This window comes from Microbacterium oxydans (assembly GCF_026559675.1).
Taxonomy (GTDB): Bacteria; Actinomycetota; Actinomycetes; order Actinomycetales; family Microbacteriaceae; genus Microbacterium; species Microbacterium oxydans_D.
Window position 1 is genome coordinate 318,426 of sequence record NZ_CP092891.1, and the last position, 23,299, is coordinate 341,724.

24 protein-coding genes are annotated in these 23,299 nt (G+C 70.2%); 15 read left to right on the top strand and 9 right to left on the bottom strand.

Going from position 1 to position 23,299, the window contains the following annotated elements:
- Nucleotides 1-64 precede the first annotated feature (64 nt).
- Complete coding sequence (locus MME74_RS01545; protein WP_267416886.1) at nucleotides 65-1,369, top strand: hypothetical protein; 1,305 nt, start codon at nucleotides 65-67, stop codon at nucleotides 1,367-1,369.
- A gap of 19 nt (nucleotides 1,370-1,388) precedes the next feature.
- Here MME74_RS01545 and MME74_RS01550 read toward each other — a convergent pair whose 3' ends face one another.
- The 4 genes from MME74_RS01550 to MME74_RS01565 form a co-directional block, all read right to left on the bottom strand.
- Nucleotides 1,389-1,622, bottom strand: coding sequence for a helix-turn-helix domain-containing protein (locus tag MME74_RS01550; RefSeq protein ID WP_267416887.1), 234 nt, complete (start codon nucleotides 1,620-1,622; stop codon nucleotides 1,389-1,391).
- Nucleotides 1,622-2,110, bottom strand: a complete 489-nt coding sequence (locus tag MME74_RS01555; protein WP_267416888.1) for a DUF2975 domain-containing protein — start codon at nucleotides 2,108-2,110, stop codon at nucleotides 1,622-1,624. Before MME74_RS01555 ends, MME74_RS01550 begins: the two co-directional genes overlap by 1 nt.
- 64 nt (nucleotides 2,111-2,174) lie before the next feature.
- Nucleotides 2,175-3,815, bottom strand: coding sequence for a glycosyltransferase family 2 protein (locus MME74_RS01560; protein ID WP_267416890.1), 1,641 nt, complete (start codon nucleotides 3,813-3,815; stop codon nucleotides 2,175-2,177).
- 256 nt (nucleotides 3,816-4,071) lie between these two features.
- The gene (locus MME74_RS01565; RefSeq protein WP_267418503.1) at nucleotides 4,072-4,350 is read right to left on the bottom strand and encodes a helix-turn-helix transcriptional regulator; all 279 of its coding nucleotides are present in this window, start codon (nucleotides 4,348-4,350) and stop codon (nucleotides 4,072-4,074) included.
- Nucleotides 4,351-4,416: 66 nt separating this feature from the next.
- On the opposite strand from MME74_RS01565, the gene map reads away from it, so the two are divergent.
- A complete protein-coding gene (gene map, locus MME74_RS01570) occupies nucleotides 4,417-5,196 on the top strand; it encodes a type I methionyl aminopeptidase (protein WP_267416891.1) in 780 nt (259 codons plus the stop codon).
- A gap of 3 nt (nucleotides 5,197-5,199) precedes the next feature.
- Here the strand turns inward: map and MME74_RS01575 are convergent, their stop codons facing one another.
- A complete protein-coding gene (locus MME74_RS01575) occupies nucleotides 5,200-6,702 on the bottom strand; it encodes a DUF4127 family protein (protein WP_267416892.1) in 1,503 nt (500 codons plus the stop codon).
- Nucleotides 6,703-6,782: 80 nt separating this feature from the next.
- The gene (locus MME74_RS01580; RefSeq protein WP_267416893.1) at nucleotides 6,783-7,499 is read right to left on the bottom strand and encodes a GntR family transcriptional regulator; all 717 of its coding nucleotides are present in this window, start codon (nucleotides 7,497-7,499) and stop codon (nucleotides 6,783-6,785) included.
- Between the two features lie 129 nt (nucleotides 7,500-7,628).
- Here MME74_RS01580 and MME74_RS01585 point away from each other — a divergent pair, with 129 nt between their 5' ends.
- From MME74_RS01585 to MME74_RS01625, 9 genes are all read left to right on the top strand, one after another.
- Nucleotides 7,629-8,918 (top strand): ABC transporter substrate-binding protein, encoded by a 1,290-nt coding sequence (locus tag MME74_RS01585; protein WP_267416894.1) that lies wholly within the window; start codon nucleotides 7,629-7,631, stop codon nucleotides 8,916-8,918.
- Nucleotides 8,919-8,928: 10 nt separating this feature from the next.
- Nucleotides 8,929-9,897, top strand: coding sequence for a carbohydrate ABC transporter permease (locus MME74_RS01590; RefSeq protein ID WP_267416895.1), 969 nt, complete (start codon nucleotides 8,929-8,931; stop codon nucleotides 9,895-9,897).
- Nucleotides 9,884-10,750, top strand: coding sequence for a carbohydrate ABC transporter permease (locus MME74_RS01595; protein ID WP_267416897.1), 867 nt, complete (start codon nucleotides 9,884-9,886; stop codon nucleotides 10,748-10,750). The genes MME74_RS01590 and MME74_RS01595 overlap by 14 nt, the downstream gene beginning before the upstream one ends.
- Nucleotides 10,747-11,430, top strand: coding sequence for an N-acetylmannosamine-6-phosphate 2-epimerase (locus MME74_RS01600; RefSeq protein ID WP_267416898.1), 684 nt, complete (start codon nucleotides 10,747-10,749; stop codon nucleotides 11,428-11,430). Before MME74_RS01595 ends, MME74_RS01600 begins: the two co-directional genes overlap by 4 nt.
- A complete protein-coding gene (locus tag MME74_RS01605; protein WP_267416899.1) occupies nucleotides 11,427-12,341 on the top strand; it encodes an ROK family protein in 915 nt (304 codons plus the stop codon). The genes MME74_RS01600 and MME74_RS01605 overlap by 4 nt, the downstream gene beginning before the upstream one ends.
- 54 nt (nucleotides 12,342-12,395) lie before the next feature.
- Nucleotides 12,396-12,902 carry a hypothetical protein gene (locus MME74_RS01610; RefSeq protein ID WP_267416900.1) on the top strand — a complete coding sequence of 169 codons (507 nt, stop codon included), beginning with the start codon at nucleotides 12,396-12,398 and terminating at the stop codon, nucleotides 12,900-12,902.
- Nucleotides 12,903-12,970: 68 nt separating this feature from the next.
- Nucleotides 12,971-13,606 carry a PadR family transcriptional regulator gene (locus tag MME74_RS01615; RefSeq protein ID WP_267416901.1) on the top strand — a complete coding sequence of 212 codons (636 nt, stop codon included), beginning with the start codon at nucleotides 12,971-12,973 and terminating at the stop codon, nucleotides 13,604-13,606.
- Between the two features lie 45 nt (nucleotides 13,607-13,651).
- On the top strand, nucleotides 13,652-15,346 hold the full coding sequence (locus tag MME74_RS01620) for an AarF/UbiB family protein (RefSeq protein WP_267416902.1): 1,695 nt from the start codon (nucleotides 13,652-13,654) through the stop codon (nucleotides 15,344-15,346).
- A 134-nt stretch (nucleotides 15,347-15,480) separates the two neighbouring features.
- Nucleotides 15,481-17,487 carry a BCCT family transporter gene (locus MME74_RS01625; RefSeq protein WP_267416903.1) on the top strand — a complete coding sequence of 669 codons (2,007 nt, stop codon included), beginning with the start codon at nucleotides 15,481-15,483 and terminating at the stop codon, nucleotides 17,485-17,487.
- Nucleotides 17,488-17,639: 152 nt separating this feature from the next.
- Here MME74_RS01625 and MME74_RS01630 read toward each other — a convergent pair whose 3' ends face one another.
- On the bottom strand, nucleotides 17,640-19,199 hold the full coding sequence (locus MME74_RS01630) for an SDR family oxidoreductase (protein ID WP_267416904.1): 1,560 nt from the start codon (nucleotides 19,197-19,199) through the stop codon (nucleotides 17,640-17,642).
- 84 nt (nucleotides 19,200-19,283) lie between these two features.
- Nucleotides 19,284-19,853 (bottom strand): TetR/AcrR family transcriptional regulator, encoded by a 570-nt coding sequence (locus MME74_RS01635; RefSeq protein WP_267416906.1) that lies wholly within the window; start codon nucleotides 19,851-19,853, stop codon nucleotides 19,284-19,286.
- 33 nt (nucleotides 19,854-19,886) lie between these two features.
- On the opposite strand from MME74_RS01635, the gene MME74_RS01640 reads away from it, so the two are divergent.
- The 3 genes from MME74_RS01640 (at nucleotide 19,887) to MME74_RS01650 (ending at nucleotide 22,005) form a co-directional block, all read left to right on the top strand.
- Nucleotides 19,887-21,110: an MFS transporter gene (locus tag MME74_RS01640; RefSeq protein ID WP_267416907.1), complete on the top strand. Its 1,224-nt coding sequence runs from the start codon at nucleotides 19,887-19,889 to the stop codon at nucleotides 21,108-21,110.
- 107 nt (nucleotides 21,111-21,217) lie between these two features.
- The gene (locus tag MME74_RS01645; protein WP_267416908.1) at nucleotides 21,218-21,691 is read left to right on the top strand and encodes an SRPBCC domain-containing protein; all 474 of its coding nucleotides are present in this window, start codon (nucleotides 21,218-21,220) and stop codon (nucleotides 21,689-21,691) included.
- Nucleotides 21,688-22,005, top strand: a complete 318-nt coding sequence (locus MME74_RS01650) for a metalloregulator ArsR/SmtB family transcription factor (RefSeq protein ID WP_324170124.1) — start codon at nucleotides 21,688-21,690, stop codon at nucleotides 22,003-22,005. The genes MME74_RS01645 and MME74_RS01650 overlap by 4 nt, the downstream gene beginning before the upstream one ends.
- Nucleotides 22,006-22,008: 3 nt before the next feature.
- Here MME74_RS01650 and MME74_RS01655 read toward each other — a convergent pair whose 3' ends face one another.
- Complete coding sequence (locus tag MME74_RS01655) at nucleotides 22,009-22,761, bottom strand: SDR family NAD(P)-dependent oxidoreductase (protein ID WP_267416909.1); 753 nt, start codon at nucleotides 22,759-22,761, stop codon at nucleotides 22,009-22,011.
- A 148-nt stretch (nucleotides 22,762-22,909) separates the two neighbouring features.
- Between MME74_RS01655 and MME74_RS01660 the strand changes: the two genes are divergently transcribed.
- The gene (locus MME74_RS01660; RefSeq protein WP_267416910.1) at nucleotides 22,910-23,299 is read left to right on the top strand and encodes an ArsR/SmtB family transcription factor; all 390 of its coding nucleotides are present in this window, start codon (nucleotides 22,910-22,912) and stop codon (nucleotides 23,297-23,299) included.

The following is a 23,299-nucleotide window of genomic DNA, read 5'->3' on the forward strand; positions in this document are numbered from 1 at the left end:
AGTTCTGGACAGGTCGCGGTTTCGTGGTCCGGGGGCCGGTCGGCGGCCGCTTAGCGTTGCGCGGATGAACCTCGCACAGCACGTCCGCGTCACCCAGACCCTCCATGTCCAGCTGTCGGTGGCGGATGAGCCCGCGCTCACCCGGACCATCGGAGTGCCGGCCGATGCCCCGTCCTACTGGATCGTCGAGGCCTATCAGCTCAGCCTCGGGATCGAGCCCGAGGCGCCGGAACTCGATGACATGGACGACCCCTGGCCGCTGATCGACCTCGCGGCGTGGAGAACGCGGGCGCAGTGCATCTCGATACCGGGGATCGCCGCCTCCATCGAGGTGGTGGTCACCGGGCCGTTCATCGCGCGGATGGGCGAGCCGCGGGTCACCATCGTCACGGACGGAAGCGACGGCGGAAGCGCTGGCGGAGACACGGGCGGCGGGCGTGAGGAGGATGCCGGGGCGTGGCCGGCGGCGGGTTCGCCTGACGACCGGGCCTCCGCCGTCGGGTGGCAGACGGAGCGGCCGGCGTTCCACGCCGAGCACGTGGCGTTCGAGCTCGCGCAGCGATTCGGCCTGGTCCAGCCGCAGTTCTCGCCCGAGGTGAACGGCGACCTCGTCTCCGGCCTGCGCGCGTCCTCGCCGATCGCCGTGCTGTGCGAGTCGCTGCCTCCGGTCCGTCGGCTCGCGCTTCTCGCGCACCTCGAGGGGTCTCGGGTCCTCGAGCCGACGCCCATCGACGCGGCGACCGCGGAGCGAGCCACCGCCGGCCTACGGGCACTCGTCGCACGGATCGGCCCGGACGGCGTCGCGCAGGACCCGACGGACGGCTGGCTGCCCCACGACGTCCTGCGCGACGCCGTCGACAGCCTCGAGTGGGCGCGCGACCCGGGATCGCAGTGCGCCGACCCCGCGGAGGTGCTCATCGCGTTCGCTCGACGGGTGAAGGCGATCCGGCGGCTGCGAGGACGCGTCGTGGTGACGAACCTCGGTCGGTCTCTGGCCGCCGGCGAGCTTCGGGCGTTCCCCCGCATCGTCGACGCCGTCGGAAGCGCCGGTCAGGAGGGCCTGTTCGTCTCCGGTCGGCCGCGAGAGGTCACCCTCGCCCTCCTCGCCCTCGCCGACGGGACGGCGGAGACCTTCGACGACCTGGCCGGGGCCGTGGAGTTCGGTGAGGCCGCGATCGCCCTGGTGCCCGGCGGCACGTGGCGCTACTCCGAATCGTCGACACGGTCGTACCGGGACCGTGCCCGCGGGCCGGAGGACCCGAACGCCGTGCAGCGCCTGCTGGACGGTCTGTGCGCACTCTCCTCGCCGGGCGCGTACGGCGAGATCACGCCGGAGATCCGTGCCGTCGCCCGCGCGGCTCTGCGGTGACCTGCGTGGGCGCGGGCGGTCAGGCGGTCGCGGTGTTCGAGTCCGGCCTTTCCGGCTCCCACCGCAGCAGGTCGCCCGGCTGGCACTCCAGCACCGCGCACAGAGCATCGAGGGTGGTGAAGCGGACCGCCTTGGCCCGACCGTTCTTGAGCACGGCGAGGTTCGTCGGCGTGATGCCGATCCGCTCGGCCAGCTCCCCGACACTCATCTTCCTGCGTGCCATCATCACGTCGATGTCGACCACGACCGGCATCAGATCACCTCGTTGTCGAGCTCGGAGCGCAGGGAGCGCGCCTCGGCGTCGCGATCGATCGCCTGCCGCAGCAGGGCCTTCATCACGACGACGAGCAGCGCCATCCCGGCGAGCACCACTCCGGCACCACCGATCAGCGCCACCATCCCCGGTGCGGTCGTCCCCGGCGCGAGGATCGCGGCCAGGACCCACGTGAGAGCGGCGGCCACGAGGATCGCGCCGATGATCACGTCCACATACCGGAACGACGACTCCGAGAAGATCGACCCGCGCCGCACCTTGGTCAACAGCATCCATACGCACACGCCGAACACTTGCAGCGTGCCGACGCCCAGGACGACGATCGACACCAGGACGATCCGCCCCCACAGTTCGTCGTCGGCGAGGTCCAGCCACAGCAGCGGCACGATCAGTGCCTGCACCACCAGCGAACCGAGCAGCGCGATCGCGATCACGATGCGCAGCACGACGATCGTCGCCTTCCCCATGGCTCCACCTTTCATCGAAGAACAACAGGAATCTATCGTTATTCGTTCGATCAGGCAAGAGGGGTCAGTGGCGCCGGAGGGCACCGCGGAGTCGACGGACGGTGCGTCCGGCGAAGTCCTTCACGCGTCCGCCGGGCCATTCGCGGCGCAGCTCGACCGTCCCGTCGTCGCCCACCACGACGTGGCAGGTGCGCCCGGCGAGGAAGGGGGAGCGCGCGGCTCGGGCGAGGGCTGCGGGGTCGGCCTCGAGCGGAGCCTCGAAGGTCCAGCCCGCACGATGGACCTTCACCGCGAGAGTTCCACCGGGGGACTCGTCGCTCGCGTCGAAAGCCTTCAGGGGGTCGACCGCGACGGCGACTTTGCTGAGGTCGCGCAGGCGCCGACCGCCGACGTAGCGCTCGCCGCCGGAGACGGTGGTGGGGGAGGCGCCCGCGCGGGTCGTGTCCTCGCGGAGGAAGACGTCGACGCGGTCCTCGCGGAGCTCGCGGTCGACGACCAGGAGGCCGTCGGGCAGGCCGTCGAGCGACGACAGGGGCAGCGACGTCAGGCGGGTGGACTTCTTCCCGCCGGCGCTCTCGGCCGCGCTCTTGCCTCCGTCCGTCGTCGCGCCGGAGCCCGGGCTCGGAGATGCGACGCGCGACTCGAACACCAGCGCGTCCTCGCCGTCCCGTGTGAGGGTCACGCGGAGCGTGAGGTGCAGTCCGCCTCCCCGGGACCAGCTGGCAGCGGTTACGACGGCGCGGCAGTCGACCTCGGTCTCGAACTGCGCCAGGCGGAGGAGGTCGTCACGGCGGCCGGCTCGAAGCAGCGCCGCCCGGATCCGGTTCGGGAACCCGAGGCCCGCGTCCACGCCCGGTCCGAACCGGCGCTGGACGAGCGGCGTGACCACGTCGAGGAGTCGGTCGCGATACTCGGCCGGATACCGCACCATCTGGCGCCCGGTCACGCGCTTCAGGATCTTCCCGCGGAACCAGTGGCGGAGCAGGCGATCACGCAACCGCCCCGGTTCGGTGTGGGCTTCGACGACATCGAGCACCGTCTCCAGGTGCGGGAAGTAGGTCTCCGGGTCGATGCGCGACGAGCTCGCACTGCCCGGCTGCTTGATCCAGGCGTAGCAGGGTTCGCTCGCCAGGATCGAGATGGTCGACGCCGCGAAGTACGCCTGCATCACGAACAGGTGGTCCTCGAGACGCACCTTCCCCTCGGGGAAGCGGATGCTGTTCTCGCGGAGGAATGCCGTGCGGAACATCTTGTGCGGGGTGAGCATCTCGAGCAGCGGGTCGGTCCCGAGGGTCGCGTGAGGGACGTCCCTGCGGAAGATCCGAGCGGGGAGGCGTCGGCCGATCCCCACCTCCTTGCCCACGATCACGTCGGAGCCGTTCGCGTCGGCGTAATCGCACAGCTTCTCGAGCGCGCCCGGGAACAGGCGGTCGTCCTGGTCGACGAACTGCACATAGGTGCCGCGAGCGGCGTCGACCCCGTGGTTGCGAGGCATGCCCGGCCACCCGGAGTGCTCGAGCGACAGCACGCGCACGTTCGGCCGGGTGCGAGCGACCTCCGCCAGGCGTGCGCCGGTCGGCTCGCCGGAGCCGTCATCGCAGAGGAGCACCTCGAACGCGGACGGATCGAGGGTCTGCTGATCCAGGGAGGCGATGAGGTCGTCGAACGACGGGCCGGGCCGGAAGACCGGGACGACCACGCTCACGCGGATAGGGCCGGTCCTGCTCGTACTGCTCGCGGGTGCGGGACCCTCTGCAGGCGTGTTCTGCGACGACGTGTTCTCTGGCATTCGGCCCCCCGGCACTGTGCGCTCCGATAGTCCGTCGAGCTAAACACGACTTCCTGTGTGGGGCACCAGGGTTGCGCATCCGCCCGGGCGTGTGCAGGTGGCGGGCGGAGGGAACCCGAGGTGCACAGCGCGGGCGGAAGGAGGAGCGACCGGTCGCGGATCCGCCCGGAGCTCAGGACGCGACGCGACGCGAGTGGAGGTCTGCGGCGTGTGGGCCGACCTCAGCCCACACGGCATCCAGCGAGAGGTCGAGGATGTCGGCGATCGCGGCGATCGTCGAGAAGGCGGGGGTGGCCACGCGGCCCGACTCGATCTTCCGCAGAGTCTCGGGGGAGATGCCGGCGTCGAGTGCGACGCTCAGCATCGACCGTTCGCCGCGGGCCTGGCGAAGCAGTGTTCCGAGTCGCTCGCCGCGCTCGATCTCGGCGGGGGTGAGCGGCATCCGAACCATCATGCGCCCATTCTAATACCGGGATAGTATTACCGGGATAGTTATTGGTCGGAATGGAAGAAGCCCATGATCGAGATCCTGAACACCGACGAGCTCGCCCGAGCGAGGGCGACCGGCGCACTCGTCGGCGACATCCTCCACGCGCTGAAGCAGCGCGCCGAGGTCGGCGTGAACCTGCTCGATCTCGACCGATGGACGCGGGAGATGATCGAGGATGCCGGCGCCGAGTCCTGCTACGTCGACTACGCGCCGTCGTTCGGCCGCGGCCCCTTCGGGCACTACGTCTGCACGGCCGTGAACGATGCCGTGCTGCACGGCATGCCGCACGACTACCGGCTCGCGGACGGCGACCTGCTCACCCTCGACCTCGCGGTTACCTTGCGCGGCGTCTCCGCTGACGCGGCCATCAGCTTCGTCGTCGGTGAGGCCGCCGCGCCGGATGACCTTGCCATGATCGCGGCCACCGAGCGGGCGCTCGCCGCGGGCATCGCGGCGGCGCGCCCCGGAGCCCGCATCGGCGACCTGTCGCACGCGATCGGATCGGTGCTCGACGACGCCGGGTATCCGATCAACCTCGAGTTCGGCGGTCACGGCATCGGCTCGACCATGCACCAGGACCCCCACGTCGCGAACGACGGACGCCCCGGCCGCGGCTACAAGCTGCGGCCGGGCCTCCTGCTCGCGCTCGAGCCCTGGGTCATGGCCGACACGGATGAGCTCCGCACCGATGACGACGGCTGGACCCTGCGCAGCGCGACCGGATGCCGCACCGCCCACAGCGAGCACACGATCGCGATCACCGAGGATGGGGCCGAGATCCTCACGCTGCCGACACGTGCCGGATGACGTCTAGCGGAGCACGAGCCCGATCTCGAACGACCGCCGCCAGGGCAGCGTCAGCTCCTCGATGCGCACGCCGTCGGCCGGCAGCATCGACTCCAGCAGAGCCGTCAGCTCCTCGCGGATGACCCGTTCCGCCGTCGTGACGAGCGCGTCGTCGGCCATCGGGTAGATGTCGGGGAACAGCGAGGGTCCGGTGTCGGTGCGCACGACGGACTGATACGCGAAGTCGTCGAGCAACCGGGTGAGGAGGGCGACGCGGGCGGCGCGCTCGTCGAACCGCCCGGAGGCGCGTCCGACGACGGCGGCCGCCGCCACCGCGACGACGCTGCCGAGCGTGTTGCCCGCCGTGTTCCACCCGCCGAACGCCTCGAGCCGTCCGAGCAGGTCCGCCTCGGCCAGCGCGCGCACGAGCGCCTCATCTGCACCGTTCGGGAAGCGCACGTCCGCGAGTGCGACCTGCTCCCCCGCATCCAGGCGCTCGCGGACCAGCGCGACCGTACCGGTGACGGCATCGGCATCGACCTCGTCCGGCCGGCCGCGGAACATGTCGTGACGCGCGGGATCGGGGGCGTGCAGCACCAGGGTGACGTCGCCGCCCTCGGTGACCTCGGTCGCTCCGGCCGCACGGATCTGGCGGCTCGCCGATGCCGCGAGCGACATGTTCTCGTACGGCGGGATGCGGGTCATGCCCTCGGCATCCGCGCACGCGACCGAGAACGAGGCGGTCGCCCCGGCGTCGGCGGCCAGCGCCCTGGCGACCAGCGCCGCCCCGACCTCGTCCGCGCCGGGATACATCAGCACGTTCCGTCCGGAGGGCAGCATCCGCATCCAGTGACGCAGCCACACCTGCTCCGCACTGCCGGCGGCGAAGGGGGCCGTGTCGTCGGCGGTGATCGCCAGGAAGTCGAGCGTCGCATCCTCGACGAGCGCCAGCGTCGACAGGTTGACGATGTGGTTGCGCAGTCGTCGCGTCGAGTAGTCCGAGACGATCTCCGCCGGCACCGGCGTCAGTTCCGCCAGCGGCAGCACGTCGGACTCGTCGAGCAGGCGATGCGCGTCCCCGCCGAGGGCGTGGATCTCCTTGCCGTGCTCCGTCCAGTACTCCGGCTCCTCGGCGGCGGAGTAGGAGTTGCTGGCGCGGGTCACCAACGACACCGCTGAGATCGGCAGCTCGGGGCGTCGGCGGCGCACCTCGCGGAGCACATCGAGCCGCTCCAGCACCTCGCGCGTCGTGTCATCGCTCGTCCGGCTCGCGATGAGTCCGCCGTAGAGCAGCATGTCGATCGAGACGACCACGTGCACCGTCGCGGGGTCCGCGGCACGCTCGAGCAGCCATGCTCCCAGCGCGGCGGCGTCGCCGGCGGTCCGATAGGAGGGCAGCACGTCGGCGGGCGGAACGTCGAGGACCACCCCGGCGACCGCCGCGACGTCACCGGGGAGCCGCACGTTCACCGGTCGGTCGTCGAGCGGGAGCAGGGCGATGCGCGGACGCGCGGTCGTGTCGGACACGGAGGGACTGCCTTTCATCGGGGGCGGGGCGGGGTGGGTCGAGGTCGGGTCGGGATCAGAGGGACGAGTTCGGTCGGGATTCAGGGGCGTGAGATCGACACGAGGTACGAGTACCGGTCTCCGCGATACACCGACTCGGCGTACTCGATCGGGCGGCTGCGCGCGTCGTACGTCGTGCGCTTCACCAGGAAGGCGGGCGAGAACGGCGGCGTCTGCAGCGCGGCCGCCTGCTCCTCGTCGAGGACGACCGCGTGGATCTCCTGGTCCGCGCGCACGGCCGAGATGTGGAAACGGGTACGCAGGTCGTCGTAGAGGGAGTCGCCCACGATGCCGTCCTCGAGACCGGGCACGGCATCGGCGGCGATCGAGCAGACCTCGAGGCAGATCGGGATGTCGTCGGCGGTGCGGATGCGGCGGATGCGGACCACGGGCGACTGGGGGCTGAGGTTCAGCGCGTAACCGGCCGTCTGGCCGGCGGAGGCCGTGCCGACGTCGACCGACAGCGACCCCGGACGCATGTTGCGCAGATGCATGTCCTCCGAGAACGAGGTCAGCTCGAAGGTCTTGCTGATGCGCGAGGCGCTCACGAACGTGCCCGCTCCCTGCAGGCGGTAGACGAGGCCGTCCCGCTCCAGCTCATCGAGCGCGCGGCGCACGGTCTGACGGTTCACCTCGAGCGACTCGGCGAGGTCGCGCTCGGTCGGCAGCTTCTCGTGCGGGGCCAGTCCCTGCTGGATGACCTCCTCCAGATGCCGGCGCACCCGCTCGTGCTTCGTCACACCCTCGATCGACGACATGTCATCCCCCTCATTTGGACTAACCCAATCTTGACGATTGCCGCCGCATGTGTCAATGTCTGTTCTCAGCGGTTCCGAATTGGTCTATTCCAATCCTTTTGCAAGGTCAATGATGAGCGGAGAACTCCCATGCACACGAAGCAGCACATGCGCCGGCGCGCCCTGATCGCCGGCGCTCTGACCACAGCCACGGTCGTCGCCCTGACCGGATGCGGTGCGGGCGGCGGCGACGCCGACGGCCCCACCGAGATCACGTTCTCGTACCTCTGGGGCGGCGAGGAGGCCAAAGTCCTCGAGCAGATCATCGCCGACTTCAACGGCAGCCAGGACGAGATCGTGGTGAAGGGCGTCTCGAGCCCCGACACCCAGAAGCAGCTGACGTCGATGTCGTCGTCGAACGGGGCGTTCGACATCTCGGACAACTTCGGCAACACCGTCGGCGCGTGGGCGTCGAAGGGCATCCTCGCCCCGCTCGACGACGCGATCGCTTCCGAGAAGATCGACGTCGACGACTTCGTGCCCAGCGCCATGGAGCAGATGACCTACGACGGCAAGGTCTACTCGCTGCCGATCGCCATCCACAGCTTCCAGCTGCTCTACAACACGAAGCTCCTGGAGGAGGCGGGCATCACCCCGCCGACCACCATGGACGAGCTCGCGGCCGCGATCGAGAAGCTCACCGTGGTCGACGACTCCGGAAAGATCACGCAGCTGGGCCTCGGCTCGGCCAACGACAGCACCACGCTGACCACCCTCGGCTACGCGTTCGGCGGCACCTGGGACGGCGAGGACGGACCCACCCCGGCCGACGCCGGCAACCTCGAGGCCCTGCAGTGGTACCAGGACAACGTGGTCGAGCCCGTCGGCGCCGAGGCCATGGCGACCTTCGTCTCCGGTCAGGGCGAGTACCTCTCCGCGCAGGACCCGTTCTTCAGCGGCAAGGTCGCGATGATCATCGACGGGGAGTGGCGCTCGGCCAGCGCAGCCAAGGTCGCGTCCGACTTCGACTGGGGCGTCACGGCCATCCCCGCCGCATCCCCCGCGCTGGAGAACAGCACGCAGGTCACCGCCAGCACGCTGTTCATCCCGGCGAACTCGAAGCACAAGGAGGAAGCGGCCACCTTCCTCGCGTACCTCGTGAGCCCTGAGCCGATGGAGAAGTTCGCCGTCGCCCTCGGCAACCTGGCCGGGCGCACCTCGCTCGCCGGCAGCGCCGCCTTCGACAGCCTGCAGGACTTCGACGTCTGGGCGGACGCGGCATCCTCGCCCAACGCGAAGTCGCTCTCGAGCCTCCCGTACAGCGCCGAGTACGCCACCGACCTCGCCACCGCCTTCGACGAGGTGGTCCGCCTGACGGCCACCCCGGAAGAGGCGATCGCGACGGTCGAAGAGCGCATGGCCAACTACTCGACGAAGTGATCGAGGCTCCGTGACCTCTGCAACAGCGCGCCGGGTCCGGCAGGAGAGCACTCCTGTCGGACCCGGCGGTCGCGCCCGACGGCGGCGCACCCGCCGGTCCACGCTGATCGGGCTCGCCTTCGCGTCCCCGTTCATCGTCGGATTCCTGTTCCTCTTCGCCTACCCGATCGCGGCGTCGGCGTTCTACAGCTTCACCGACTTCAACCTCTTCCAGTCCCCGGAATGGGTCGGCTTCGCGAACTACGTGCAGATGTTCAACGACGGCGTCTTCTGGAAGTCGCTCGCGAACACCGCGATCCTCACCGTCTTCGGTGTTCCCCTCGCGATCGGCATCGCGCTCGCCGGAGCCCACCTCCTGAACACCCCCGTCCGCGGGCAGCCGCTGTACCGGGCGCTCGTCTACCTGCCCTCGATCGTGCCCGTGGTCGTGGGCGGCTACCTGTGGCGCTGGCTGCTGAACGCCCAGTACGGCTTCATCAACTACTTCCTGTCGTGGTTCGGTATCGAGGGTCCCGCCTGGCTGCAGCAGCCGGAGTGGACCAAGCCGGCCATCATCCTGATGTCGTTGTGGACGGTCGGCGGGACCATGATCATCTACCTCGCCGCCCTCCAGGAGGTGCCGAAGGAGATGTACGAGGCCGCCGAACTCGACGGCGCGGGCGTGTGGCGCCGCTTCACCAACGTCACGTGGCCGACGGTCTCCCCGGTCACCCTGTTCCAGGTGATCGTGAGCATCATCGGATTCCTGCAGATCTTCACGCAGCCGTACATCCTGTCGCAGGAGCGGCTCAATCAGGCGGGGTCCGGCCCCGGCCAGTCGATGCTGTCGTACGCGATGTACCTGTATCAGAACGCCTTCGTGTTCCTGAAGATGGGGTACGCGTCGGCCATGGCCTGGACCCTGTTCATCGTCACGCTGATCGTGAGCCTGATCGTGCTCGCGACCTCGAGGAAGTGGGTGCACGATGGCACACGCTGATGTCACGGTCCTCCGCAAGCGCCCGCGGCGCGTACGCCGCACGGTGCGCCGGGTCCGGCAGCAGGTGTCGGTGGCGCTGCTCGCGCTGCTGTTCCTGTTCCCGCTGCTGGTGATGCTGTCGACCGCGTTCAAGACGCCCGGCGACGTGTTCTCCTCCCCGCCCTCGCTGCTGCCGACCGACTGGACGATGGACAACTTCGCCAAGGCGTTCGAGCAGATCCCGGTGTGGCGCTACCTCGCCAACACGCTGTTCGTCTCGGGGATGAGCATCCTCGGCACGGTCATCTCCTGCCCGCTCGTGGCCTACGCGCTCGCCAAGGTGCGGTGGCGCGGCGCACGTCCGCTGCTCATCCTCGTGCTGGCCACGATGATGCTTCCGCCGCAGGTCACGCTCATCCCGCTGTTCCTCGTCTGGAACGGGTTGGAGGCGACGAACACCTACCTGCCGCTGATCGTCCCCGCGTTCCTCGGGACTCCGTTCTTCATCTTCATGATCCGGCAGTTCCTGCTGGCCGTGCCCGATGAGCTGATCGAGGCCGCACGACTGGACGGCGCCTCGGAGTTCCGTACCTACGCGACGATCGTGCTGCCGCTGGCCCGGCCCGCGATCGTGACCGCGGCGATCTTCCAGTTCGTCTGGGCGTGGACCGACTTCCTCAATCCCCTCATCTATCTCAACGACCAGTCGACCTATACGCTGTCGATCGGTCTCTACGCCTTCTTCGGTGAGAACGATGTGGCCTGGGGGCCGCTGATGGCCGCGTGCGTGATGTTCACGCTCCCGGCCGTGGCGATCTTCCTCCTCGGCCAGAAGTTCTTCATCGGCGGCGCCAGCGCAGGAGCTCTCAAATGACCCACGGCCCCCTCGAACTCATCACCGGTCGCCTGATCGCGTCCGTGCAGGCGCAGGCCGGAAGCCCGGTGCGCGACACGGAGGTGATCGCCGCGCTCGCCGAATCCGCGCTGCTCGGGGGTGCGAGCGGTCTGCGGCTGAACGGCCCCGGCGACGTCCGGCGGATGCGGGCGGCGACCACCGTGCCCCTCATCGGGCTCCACAAGGTGTGGGGCGGGGTGCGCAACATCATCACACCCGACGTCGCGCTGGCGGTCGGCCTCGCCGAGGCGGGCGCCGACATCATCGCGGTGGACGCGACGGTGGAGCAGCTGGGTGGGAGCTTCGCGCTGCTGGGGGAGATCGCCGAGGCGACGGGCCGCCCCGTGATGGCCGATGTGTCGACCTTCGACGAAGGTGTGCGCGCCGTGGAGGCGGGGGCGGCGGTGGTCGGCACCACGCTGTCGGGATACACGCCCCAGTCCACGCCCGGAGAGGGGCCGGATCTGCGGCTCGTCGCGGCGTTGGTCGAGGCCGGCATCCCCACCATCGCGGAGGGGCGCTATCAGACGCCGGAACAGGTGCGCGCCGCCTTCGACGCCGGAGCGCTCGCGGTGGTCGTGGGCGGTGCGATCACGGATCCGATCGCGATCACCCGGCGCTTCGTCGCGGTCACCCCGGCGGTGCGGACCACGGCATGATCATCGGCATCGACATCGGCGGCACGAAGATCGCGGTCGCGGGCTTCATGCTCGACGCCGGGCTCGGGCGCGTCCGCGTCACCGAGGCGCACACGTTCCCCACGCCCGCGCGCGAGGGCGGCCCGGCCATCGTCCGCGCCGTCGTCGATGCCGTGCGCGTGGTGTGCGGCGGTGGGGTGGTGGATGCGGTCGGCGTCGGCACCGCGGGGGTCGTCGGTCCGGACGGTGCGATCACCTCGGCCACCGATGCGATCAGCGGATGGGCCGGATTCCGCCTGCAGGACGAGCTCGCGCACGCCCTCGGTGCGCCGGTCACGGTGATCAACGACGTGCACGCGGCCGCGGTCGCCGAGTCGGAGCAGGGAGCCGGGCGAGGGGCGGACGGGATGCTCATGGTCGCGGTCGGCACGGGGATCGGCGGGGCCGTGGTCCTTCCGGACGGACTGCGTCGCGGTATCACCGGGACCGCCGGCTCGGTCGGTCACATGGAGGTCGCGCTGCCGCCCCGTCTCGCCGAGCGGCGCTGCCCGTGCGGCGGTCTCGGCCATGTCGAGGCGGTGGCCTCCGGGCCGGGTCTGGAGCGGACCTACTTCGAGGAGAGCGGTGTCGCCCTCCCGCTGCGCGAGGTGCACGCGGCGGCCCTGCGTGGCGATGTGCGGGCCGAGCGGGTGATCCTCGACGGCGCCCGCTACCTCGGCCGCGCGCTGGCCGGCGCCAACGCGGTTCTCGACGTGGAGGTGATCGTGGTCGGGGGCGGTGTCGCCGAGGTCGGCGAGCGCTATCTGGCGGAGGTCGGTGCCGCGTACCGGGCGGCCGCCATGCCCGGGCCGTCGAGGGCCCGAGTGGTGCCGGCGCAGCGGGGGATCGAGGCGACGCTCACGGGGGCCGCACTCGTCGCGCGGATCGTCTGATCACCCCGGCCGCGTCCGTGGCGGCGAACGCGGCAGGGCTCTAGCATGGCTGCCATGCCCGAAGTCGTGCCTCGCGAGTGGACCCAGATCGACCTGACCAGCCGTCGCGGCGTGTGGGGCCAGCGCTTCACGGCGGGCCTGCTGGTCGCGGCCGGGGCGATCGGCTTCGTCGTCGGCTTCCCCGCGCTGGCCTGGGGCTGGTGGCCCCTGGCCCTGCTCGCGTTCAGCTGTCTCCTCATGGTGGTGCTGGGGATCGGGCTCTGGATCAACGCGAGCCTGAACGGCAGGGAGACGGTCACCCTCAGAGACTCGGGGACCCGAGCAGACGCGCCCGTGGTCGGCGCGTTCGAGACGACGGACGAGGCCGTCCGCTACCAGCTGCGGCTGGAGCTTCCGGCAGTCGGCGGCGATGCCGACGGCGAGCGGCAGTATGTGGTGCACTCGTGCGGCGACCACCGCTGCGTGGCGGCGGGCAGGGCTGTGCCGAACGCTGCGCTGCCCATCCTGATCGACCCCGCGAAGCGCACCTGGGGCGTCATCCACGGGTCGAACGCGTCCTGAAACTCCCACCCCACCTTCAGGATGAACGATATATCGTTGAGTATCGTTCACCACAGCAGGAGGTCATCATGAACAACGCATTCCCCTCCAACCCGTTCGGCGGCGACGGCGGTTCCGGGAGCAACGGCGGACCCGGCGGGCTCTTCGGCGGATCCGGCTTCGGCACGGGCCCCGGCGGTCCGGCATCCGCGATCTTCGAGGCGATGGACCAGCTCCGCAAGTCGTTCGAGTCCCGCCCGTCCGGCGGCTCGCGCATGGCCCGCGGCGACGTCCGCACCGCCGTGCTCTCCCTGCTCGCCGAGAAGCCGATGCACGGCTACCAGATCATCAACGAGATCGCCGAGCGCAGTGGCGGCACCTGGAAGCCGAGTGCCGGCTCCGTGTACCCCACCCTGCAGCTGCTCGCCGACGAGGGCCTGATCGAGGCCGAGGAGCAGAACGGTCGCAAGACGTACTCGCTCACCGAGGCCGGTCGTGCCATCGCCGACGAGACCGCAGAGACCCCCGCCCCGTGGGAGTCGTCGTCCGGCAAGGACGGACACCGCGACAACGCCCGGTTCAGTGCCCTCCCCAAGGCCGGTGTCGACCTCGCGGCCGCCGCGGCCCAGGTCGGTCGCAGCGGTTCGCCGGAGCAGGTGCAGCAGACGATCGAGATCCTCGATGAGGCTCGCCGTAGGCTGTACTCGATCCTCGCGCAGGACTGACCGCGCAGTGCGGCATCGAGTGGGGGCCTGCGAAAGGACCACGCGATGACGGATGCTGCGGCACAGGGCGTCCATCGCGCCAGGTACCGCCGCATCCTGTCGTTCGCGGGTCGGGAATTCCTCAAGATCTGGTGGTTCGAGCTCGTCCTCCCGCGCTTCGGGATGAGCAGGATCTCCGAGCGCACGCGCGGGCCGCGGATGCAGAGGTTCGCGCGTCGCTTCCACGTCCTCGCGGTCGAGCTCGGCGGCCTCATGATCAAGGTCGGACAGTTCATGTCGTCGCGCCTCGACGTGCTGCCCCCCGAGATCACGAAGGAGCTCGAAGGGCTGCAGGACGAGGTCCCCGCCGTGCCCACCCCGGCGATCCGCGCGCTCGCCGAAGCCGAGCTGGGCATCCCGCTCGAACGCGCCTACGCGTGGTTCGACGAGACCCCGGTCGCCGCGGCATCCCTCGGACAGGTGCACCGCGCCCGGCTCTCCGACCTCGATGCGGCCGACACCGGGCTCGAGGACGTCGTGGTCAAGGTGCAGCGGCCGGGCATCGACGAGATCGTGGCGGTCGACCTCGCCGCCCTCCGCCGCGTCGCCCGCTGGCTCACCCGGGTGCGCATCGTGGCCGACCGGGTCGACGCGCCCGCGCTGGTCGAGGAGTTCGCCGCGACCAGCCTCGAGGAGATCGACTACCTGCACGAGGCCGCGAGCGCCGAGCGGTTCCGCGAGAACTTCGCCGACGACCCGCGCGTCGACACCCCGGAGATCGTGTGGGAGCGGTCGACCCGTCGCGTGCTGACCCTGTCCGACGTGACCGCGATCAAGATCAACGACACCGACGCCCTCCGGGCCGCCGGCATCGACCCGTCCGACGTCGCTGCGGTGTTCGCCGAGGTGATGTTCGACCAGGTCTTCACGCACAGCTTCGTGCACGCCGACCCGCACCCCGGGAACATCTTCGTCACGCCCGTCCCCCCGGTCGCCGGCCAGTCGGGGCGCGGGTTCCGCCTCACGTTCATCGACTTCGGGATGATGGCCGAGATCCCCACGAGCCTCCGCGACGGACTGCGGACCCTGCTCATCGCGGTCGCCGGGCGCGACAGCCGCGGCCTCGTCGCCGCCGCGCAGGAGATCGGGGTGCTGCTGCCGTCGGCCGACACCAACGAGCTCGAACGCGCCCTCACCGCCCTGTTCGCGCGCTTCGGCGGCATGGGCTTCGCCGAGCTCAGCAAGGTCGACCCGCGGGAGTTCCGCGACTTCGCCGAAGAGTTCGGCGACATGGTGCGCTCGCTTCCGTTGCAGCTGCCCGAGAACATGCTCCTGCTCATCCGCGCCGTCTCGCTGACGTCGGGCATGTGCAGCGGACTCGACCCCGCGTTCAACGTGTGGGATGCCGCGGAACCCTACGCCGGTCGACTGCTGCGCGATGAGAGCGGCAACATCGTGCAGGCGTTCGCGAGCCAGGCGATGGGCACGATGAGCACGACCTGGAATCTGCCGGGTCGCATCGACAGGATCATCACCCGGATCGACGACGGCAACGTCTCGTTCGACACCTCGCGCCTGGAGCGACGCCTCGACCGGCTCGAGGGCATCGCCCGTCGCATCGCCTCGGGCGTGCTCTTCGCGGCACTGCTCATCGGCGGGGCCTTGCTCGTCCCGGCCGTACCGCCGCTGGGCATCACCCTGGTCTGCGTCTCGGCCCTCCCGCTGCTGCACTCCCTGTTCGGCGGGCGCCGCTCGCGCTAGACGCGGCACGCCCGGGAAACCCAGGCCATCCGGCATCCGTCCGGCGCGCCGTGCGCCGACACGCCGCGGATCGCGCGGATCGTCTGGGTTTGCGCTTCCGTGCGCAGCCGCCTGCCGTGACAGGATGGTGTGCCATGGAGACCCCTGACGAGAAGCCCCCCACACGCTCCCCAGGAACGACTCCTCCGCGCTCCCACACGGACGCCGCCGGCACGGGAGCGAACCGCCTTCCGACCAAGGCCACCGAGACAGCGCGCAAGATCGTCCGCGACATCGCCGCCGTCCCGCCGCGCAGTGTGCATCCGGCCCTCGTGCCCGGCGTCTCGGTCGAGGAGACCGGGCGCACCTACCGCACCGACCCGCTCGTGTTCGGCGTTGCGGTCGCCCTGACCCTGGCGTTCATCGCCTGGGGTGTGTTCGCGGGTGACAACCTCGCCGGCACCACCCGCACGGTGCTCGACTGGGTCGTGGAGTACTTCGGATTCTTCTTCACCACCATCGCCACCGTCATCCTGGTGTTCATGCTGTTCGTCGGGTTCAGCCGCTACGGGCGCATCCCGCTCGGCCGCGACGACGAGGAGCCCGAGTTCTCGATGTTCTCGTGGATCTCGATGCTGTTCGCCGCGGGCATGGGCATCGGCCTGGTGTTCTGGGGCGCGGCCGAGCCGCTGACGTTCTTCGAGAACCCGCCGCCCGGCACCGTCGAGGCGAACACCCTCGACGCCATGCACACCGCGCAGGCCCAGGTGCTCTACCACTGGGGGCCGCAGGCCTGGGCGTTCTACGCGCTCGTCGGCGGGGCCATCGCGTACGGGGCGTTCCGCCGCGGACGCACCCCGCTGATCTCCTCGATCTTCGCGCCGCTCCTCGGCGAGGGCCGCACGACCGGACCGCTCGGCCGCATGATCGACATCTTCTCGATCATCGTCACGCTCTTCGGCACGGCCGCGTCCCTGGGACTCGGTGCCCTGCAGATCGGCCACGGCGTCGAGATCGTCAGCGGCGCCGGTCCTCTCGGCAACGGCGTCCTGATCGCCGCGATCGCCGTGCTCACCGCCTGCTTCATCGCCTCCGCGGTGTCGGGCGTCTCGAAGGGCATCCGCGCGCTGTCGAACATCAACGCCGTCGTGGCGCTGCTGCTGGCCTTCTTCGTGTTCTTCGTCGGGCCGACGCTGCTCATCCTCAACGTGATCCCGTCGGTCGCGGTGCAGTTCCTCGGCGACCTGCCCCAGATGATCGGCCGCTCCGCATCGCAGGGTGAGGCGGCGCAGACGTTCCTGTCGAGCTGGACGATCTTCTACTGGGCGTGGTGGATCTCCTGGTCGCCGTTCGTGGGCATGTTCATCGCGAAGATCTCGCGCGGTCGCAGCCTGCGCCAGTTCGTCTCGGTCGTGATCGTCGTGCCGTCGGCGATCTCGCTCGTCTGGTTCGCGATCTTCGGCACCACCGCCATCCAGCAGCAGATGGACGGCGCGAACCTCACGGTCGATCCGCCCGAGGAGGTGCTGTTCGGGGTGCTCGAGAACCTGCCGTTCTCGCTGATCACGAGCATCGTCCTCATCCTGCTGATCGCGATCTTCTTCGTCACCGGAGCGGACTCCGCCTCGCTCGTGATGGGCACGCTCTCCCAGCAGGGCCGGCCGGAGCCTGCGCGCTGGGTCGCGGTCGTCTGGGGTGTGCTGGTCGGCGTGATCGCCGCGGTGCTGCTCGTCACCGGCGAGGAGGGGAGCGGTCTGCGATCACTGCAGAACGTGACCATCATCGCCGCGCTGCCGTTCGCGATCATCATGACGTTCATGATGATCGCCTTCATGAAGGATCTCCGGCGTGATCCGCTGATCCTGCGCGAGCGCTATGCCCGCGCCGCGGTGCGGCACAGCGTCATGGCCGGTCTCGAGGAGTATGGCGACGACTTCGCGCTCGTACCGGTGGAGTACGACCACTCCGAGGACGACCTCGACTGGATCGACGAGTCGACCGTCGACGACTCGCTCGCCGAGGTGTACGAGGCGGCGACCGAGGCGATCGACATCATCCCTCCCGCTGAGGTGGATGCGGTGGTCGACGCGGCGCTGGAGGACGGCCCGACCGCGCCGGACGACGTCGACCCGAGCGACCCGGCGGAGCCCCGCACGGACTGACCCCCGCCCCGGCCGCGGTCGTTGAGCGCGCGACCCCCCCGGTCGTCGAGACCGCGCGACCCCCGGTCGTCGAGCGAGCGCAGCGAGACGAAACGTCCACCCACGCGTTTCGTCTCGTCGCAGGCTCCTCGCTCAACGACCGAGGTCCTGCATCACACGGGGTCGCTCGTCGTCGTCTCGGCACCCTCCGCGGCGGCGGTGATCCGTGCTGCCATGCCCGCGAAGATCAACCCGTGGAAGGGCAGCACCGCCAGCCAGTACAGCCGTCCGGTGAGGCCCCGCGGGAAGAAGATCGCGCGCTGCTCGTAGCGGGCGCCGGCGCCGTCGGGCACCGCCCGCAGCTCGAGCCAGGCGTCTCCCGGCACCTTCATCTCGGCGCGGAGGCGCAGCAGCGACCCGGCATCCGTCGTCTCGACGGCCTCGACGCGCCAGAAGTCGATCGCGTCGCCGACCCGTGCGGCGGTGCGGCTGCGACGCCCGCGACTCAGGCCCACGCCGCCCACGATGCGGTCCATGAAGCCGCGCACGGCCCACAGCAGCGGTGACGAGTACCAGCCGTTCTCACCGCCGATGCCGAGGACCACGCGCCACAGCTCCGCGACCGACGCCGTGGTCGCGACCGAGCGTGCGTCGGTGAAGACGGTGCGCCCGGCCCACTCCGGGTCGCTCGGCAGGGGATCGCTCGGGGCGCCGGAGACCTCGGAGTCCTGCCAGCTCGTCTCGATCGTGTCGGCCTGCAGCCGTCCGAGCGCCAGTCCGACGGCCCGGCGATAAGGCGTCAGCCCTCCCGCGGGGCGCGGGATCAGCTCGTCGACCGCGTGGTCCTTCATGATGCACTCGTTCTGCAGGGACGCGACGAGCGGTCGGGCGATCGATCGCGGCACCGGGGTGACCAGGTTCACCCAGTGCGAGGCCAGGCCCGGGGTGAGGACGGGGAGGGCGGCGATCGCACGCTGCCGGAGCCCGGCTTCGACCGCGTAGCCGTTCATCATCTGGCCGTAGCGCAGCACGTCGGGGCCGCCGATGTCGACGGCGCGGTTCACGTCGGCGTCCACGCGGGCGGCGCCGAGCAGGTAGTGCAGCACGTCGCGCACGGCGATCGGCTGGATGCGGTTGCGCACCCACTTCGGTGCCGGCATGTACGGGAGCACGTCGGTGAGGTGGCGGATCATCTCGAACGACGCCGACCCCGATCCGATCACGACGCCGGCCTGCAGCACGAGGCTCGGCACGCCGGAGTTCAGGAAGATCTCGCCCACGTGCACGCGTGAGCGCAGGTGCGGCGACAGCTTCACGTCGTCGGGATGCAGGCCGCCGAGGTAGACGATGCGCCGGACTCCCGCCCGGGCGGCGGCCTCCGCGACGGTCGTCGCCGCGCGTTCGTCGCTCTCCTCGAAGCCCTTGCCCGCCGACATCGAGTGGATCAGGTAGTAGACGACGTCCACGTCGTCCATGGCCTCGGCGACGGCATCCGCATCGTCGGCCGACCCCTCGACGATCTCGCAGTCGGCGCCCCAGGGGAAGGATGCCGCGCGCACGGCGTCGCGCGCGAGGACGCGCACCCGGTAGCCGGCGTTCAGGAGCCGCGGGGTCAGCCGTCCGCCGATGTATCCGGTGGCACCGAGCACGAGCGCGCGGGGTGCGGATCCGTCGTCGCGGGGAACGGCGCGCAGTGCCTCTTCGCGGCCGGTGGGCTGGGTGAGCTCGGTCATGGCACGAGCGTATGGCCGCCCGGGCGGGGGAGGAACGGGGTTGCGGGCGTCGTCGTCGATGGGTAGGCGGGCCCGGGGCGCGCGTCAGCCGACGCGGGTGATCCGCTCGATCGCGATGCGGGCGACCTCGGGATCGTGCGGAGCGGTGTCGAGGGCGCGGTGCAGGGTGAGGCCCTCGATGAGCGCGTCGATCAGGCGGGCGGTCAGCGGGTCGAAATGGCGCTCGAGGGCGGCGCGGCTGCGCGCCATCCAGGAGCTCGTGAGGTCGCGGTAGTCCTCGTCGCGGGCGGCGAGCGTGTACAGCTCGTGCAGCAGCACCAGGTCGCGGTCGGTGCCGAGCACCACGTCGGTGATGAGGGTCACGACGGCGGCGCGCGCCTCGTCGACGTCGGATGCCGCCTGCATCCGCTCCTCGAACTGCGCGGACACCGACTCGGCGTAGCGCGTGAACGCCGCGCGCAGCAGCTCGTCGAACCCGTCGAAGTGATACGTCATCGAGCCGAGGGGGACGCCGGCGGCTGCGGCGACCTTGCGGTGCGAGGTGCCGGCCAGCCCGCGCTCGGCGATCACGTCGAGGCAGCTGTCGATGATGCGATCGCGCCGCGTGGGGTCGTGTCGGGGGTTCGTCGCGCGACGTTCGTCGACTCCGTTCACCACGCACCCCTCTCCACATGTACGATCGTACACATGTCATCCATCGAATCGATTCGACGACCTGCGCCGGACCGGGCATCCCGGCGCGCACGCATCGCTGTCTCCGCCCTGTTCCTGACCAACGGGGCGCTGTTCGCGAACATCCTGCCGCGGTATCCGGAGATCAAGTCCGCGCTCGGGCTCGACAACCTCGGCTACGGCTTCGCGATCGCCGCATTCCCCGCCGGGGCGATCGCGGCCGGTCTCCTGGCGGCGGTGCTGATCCGTCGGTTCGGTTCGGCGCGTATCGCGGTCATCGGCACGGTACTCACGAGCCTCGGGCTGCTGTCGGCGGCCCTCGCGCCGTCGGGGGTGCTGTTCGCCGTCGCGCTGTTCCTCGGCGGTGCGTCCGACGCGATCACGGATGTCGCGCAGAACGCGCACGGACTCCGCGTGCAGCGGCGCTACGGCCGCTCGATCATCAACGGGTTCCACGCGATCTGGTCGATCGGCGCCGTGCTCGGCGGGGCGATGGCCGCGCTCGCGATCGCCCTGCAGCTGCCGCTGGGTGTGCACCTCGGCATCTCCACCGCCGTGTTCGCGACCGTTTCGCTGATCGCCCTCGGCTTCTGCCTGCCCGGCCGCGACGACGAGGCCGAGGCGGAGGTCACGGCCGAGCCCGCCGAGCTCACCGGGGCGGTGCGCCGCGGGCTGAGCCCCCGGACCGTGATCGCGATCGTCGCGCTGACGCTCATCGCCATGGCCGGAGCGGTCGCGGAGGATGCCGGCAACTCGTGGGCGACGCTCTACCTCGCCGACTCGCTCGGGGCTGCGGCGGCGGTCGCGCCCCTCGGCTTCATCGCCCTCGTCGGGGCGCAGTTCGTCGGCCGCATCATCGGCGATCCGCTCACCGACCGGTTCGGTCAGCGGTGGGTCGCACGGGTCGGCGGGGTCATCGCCGCCGTGGGCATGACGCTCGCGCTGGCCTTCCCCAGCGTGCCCGGCACGATCCTCGGATTCGCGGCGGTCGGCTTCGGCATCGCGACCCTGATCCCGGCGGCGATGCATGCCGCCGACGAGCTCCCGGGGCTCCGAGCGGGCGTCGGACTCACCATCGTGTCGTGGCTGCTGCGTCTCGGCTTCCTGCTGTCGCCGCCGTTCGTCGGATACATCGCCGAGAACGAGAGTCTGCGAGCCGGACTCCTCGTGGCGCCGGTCGCCGCTCTCGTCGCCGTGCTGCTCGCCGGGTTCCTGGGGAAGCGCCGCCCGCGGAGCTGAACTGCAACTTACGGGTTGCTTTTGAGGGTCATGAGTGCAACCCTGGGATTGCAGTTGGTCGACCGGCCGGCATGCACGAGATCCCGAAAGGACCCATCATGGTGAGCATGACCCACAACGACGCATCCGTCGTCGACGAGGAGACCTTCTCCGTCCGACGCAGCATCCAGATCGCGGCATCCGTCGACAAGGTGTGGCGCGCGGTTGCCGAGCCCGAGCACGTGTCGCGCTGGTTCGGACGCACGGTGCTCGACGGCGTCGGCGTCGGTGCGACCGGCACGATGACCTTCCCCGACTACGACGTGATCCCGCTGCGGGTCGAGGAGTGCGACGAGCCGCGGCGCATCACCTACCGCTGGAACAACGACGATGCGCTCGGCACGTTGCCCGACGGTATCGACGAGGCGACATCGACCGTCTTCACTTTCACGCTCGAGGAGTCCGACGGCGGCACGCGCCTCACGGTCGTGGAGACCGGCTTCGAGCGCACGTCCGACCCGCGCGGCAACCTCGAGTCGCACCGCACCGGCTGGGACCTGGAGCTCGACAAGATGGTCGTCCTGGTGGAAGGCGAAGCGTGACCGCAGAGACCCTCATGCCCATGTTCGCGGCGCTCGCGGACGAGACGCGCTGGAGCATTCTGGAAGCTCTCGGCGAGGGGGATGCGTCGGCATCCGCCCTCGCCGGGCGCCTTCCGGTGTCGCGACAGGCGATCGCGAAGCACCTCGCCGTCCTACAGGAGGTCGGCCTCGTCGAACCCGTGCGGGTGGGGCGCGAGGTGCGCTTCCGCGTGGTCGGTGCCGAGCTCTCCGCCACGGCGGCGAAGCTCGACGTGATCGGCCGCGAGTGGGACCGTCGCCTCGCCGCGATCAAGGAGATCGCGGAAGGGCTGTAGGCCTCAGAGGGCGGTGTAGCCGCCGTCGACCAGGTGGTAGCTGCCGGTGATGAAGCTCGCGGCGTCGCTGGCGAGGAACGCGACGAGGTTCGCGACCTCGTCGGCCTGACCCAGGCGTCCGATCGGGTGCTTGCTCACGAGGAACTCCTTCGCCTCATCGCCCATGTTGGCGAGCAGCGGGGTGTCGATGAAGCCGGGGCCCACCGAGTTCACGCGGACGCCCTTGGCGGAGTACTCGAGCGCGGCCGACTTGGTCATGCCGACCACGCCGTGCTTGGCGGTGACGTAGGCCGGGGATCCGGCGAAGCCGACGCTGCCGAGGATCGACGCGATGTTCACGACCGATCCGCCGCCGTTGGCGAGGATCGAGGGGATCTGCGCCTTCATATTGCGGAACACCGCGTTGAGGTTGATCGCGATGACCTTGTCCCACGCCTCGTCCTCGTACTCGGCGGTGGGGGCGGATGCGCCGCCGATGCCGGCGTTGTTGACGCCGATGCGCAGCGGGGCGAGCGAGTTCGCGAGCTCGATGGAAGACGCGATCCAGGCTGCATCGGTGGCATCGCCCACCGAGGCCTCCGCCGTGCCGCCGGCCGCGCGGATCTCTTCGACGACCGCGTTCGCGTGCTCGGCGTTCAGGTCGTTGACCACGACGGATGCGCCGTTCTTCGCCAGCAGGAGGGCGGTCGAGCGTCCGATTCCGCTGCCCGCTCCCGTCACGATCGCCGAGCGGTTCGAGACGTCGTACTGAGCCACGAGGGACTCCACTTCCGGGCGGGCACGGTGCCGGGAGATCTTCTCGGACGGTCCGTCCTTCCCTCCACCCTACGCCCGGAGCGGGGTGGTGGATTCACCTGAATGGACCTCTTGACACATGTTCTCCGCGGGCATAACGTACAACCAAATGGTTGCACAAAGAGAACTGAGCGAAGCGGAGGTCGACCGTGTCTTCCACGCACTGGCGACGTCGACCCGGCGCGACATCCTGCGCCGGACGATCGAGCGGGAGCAGTCCGTCTCGACCCTCGCCGCCGACTACGAGATGTCGTTCGCCGCGGTGCAGAAGCACGTCGCCGTGCTCGAGGCCGCGAACCTCATCGTCAAGCGCGCCGAGGGACGCGAGCGGCTCGTCCGCGCGAACCCCGAGATGATCGCCCGCGCCCGGGCGCTCCTCGCCCGATACGAAGAGCTGTGGCGGTCGCGCATCGCCCGGCTCGACGACCTGCTGGCCGAGACTCCTCGGTCCGGCTCATCCGACAACAGCGATACCGACAAGAACGAACAAGGAGACTGA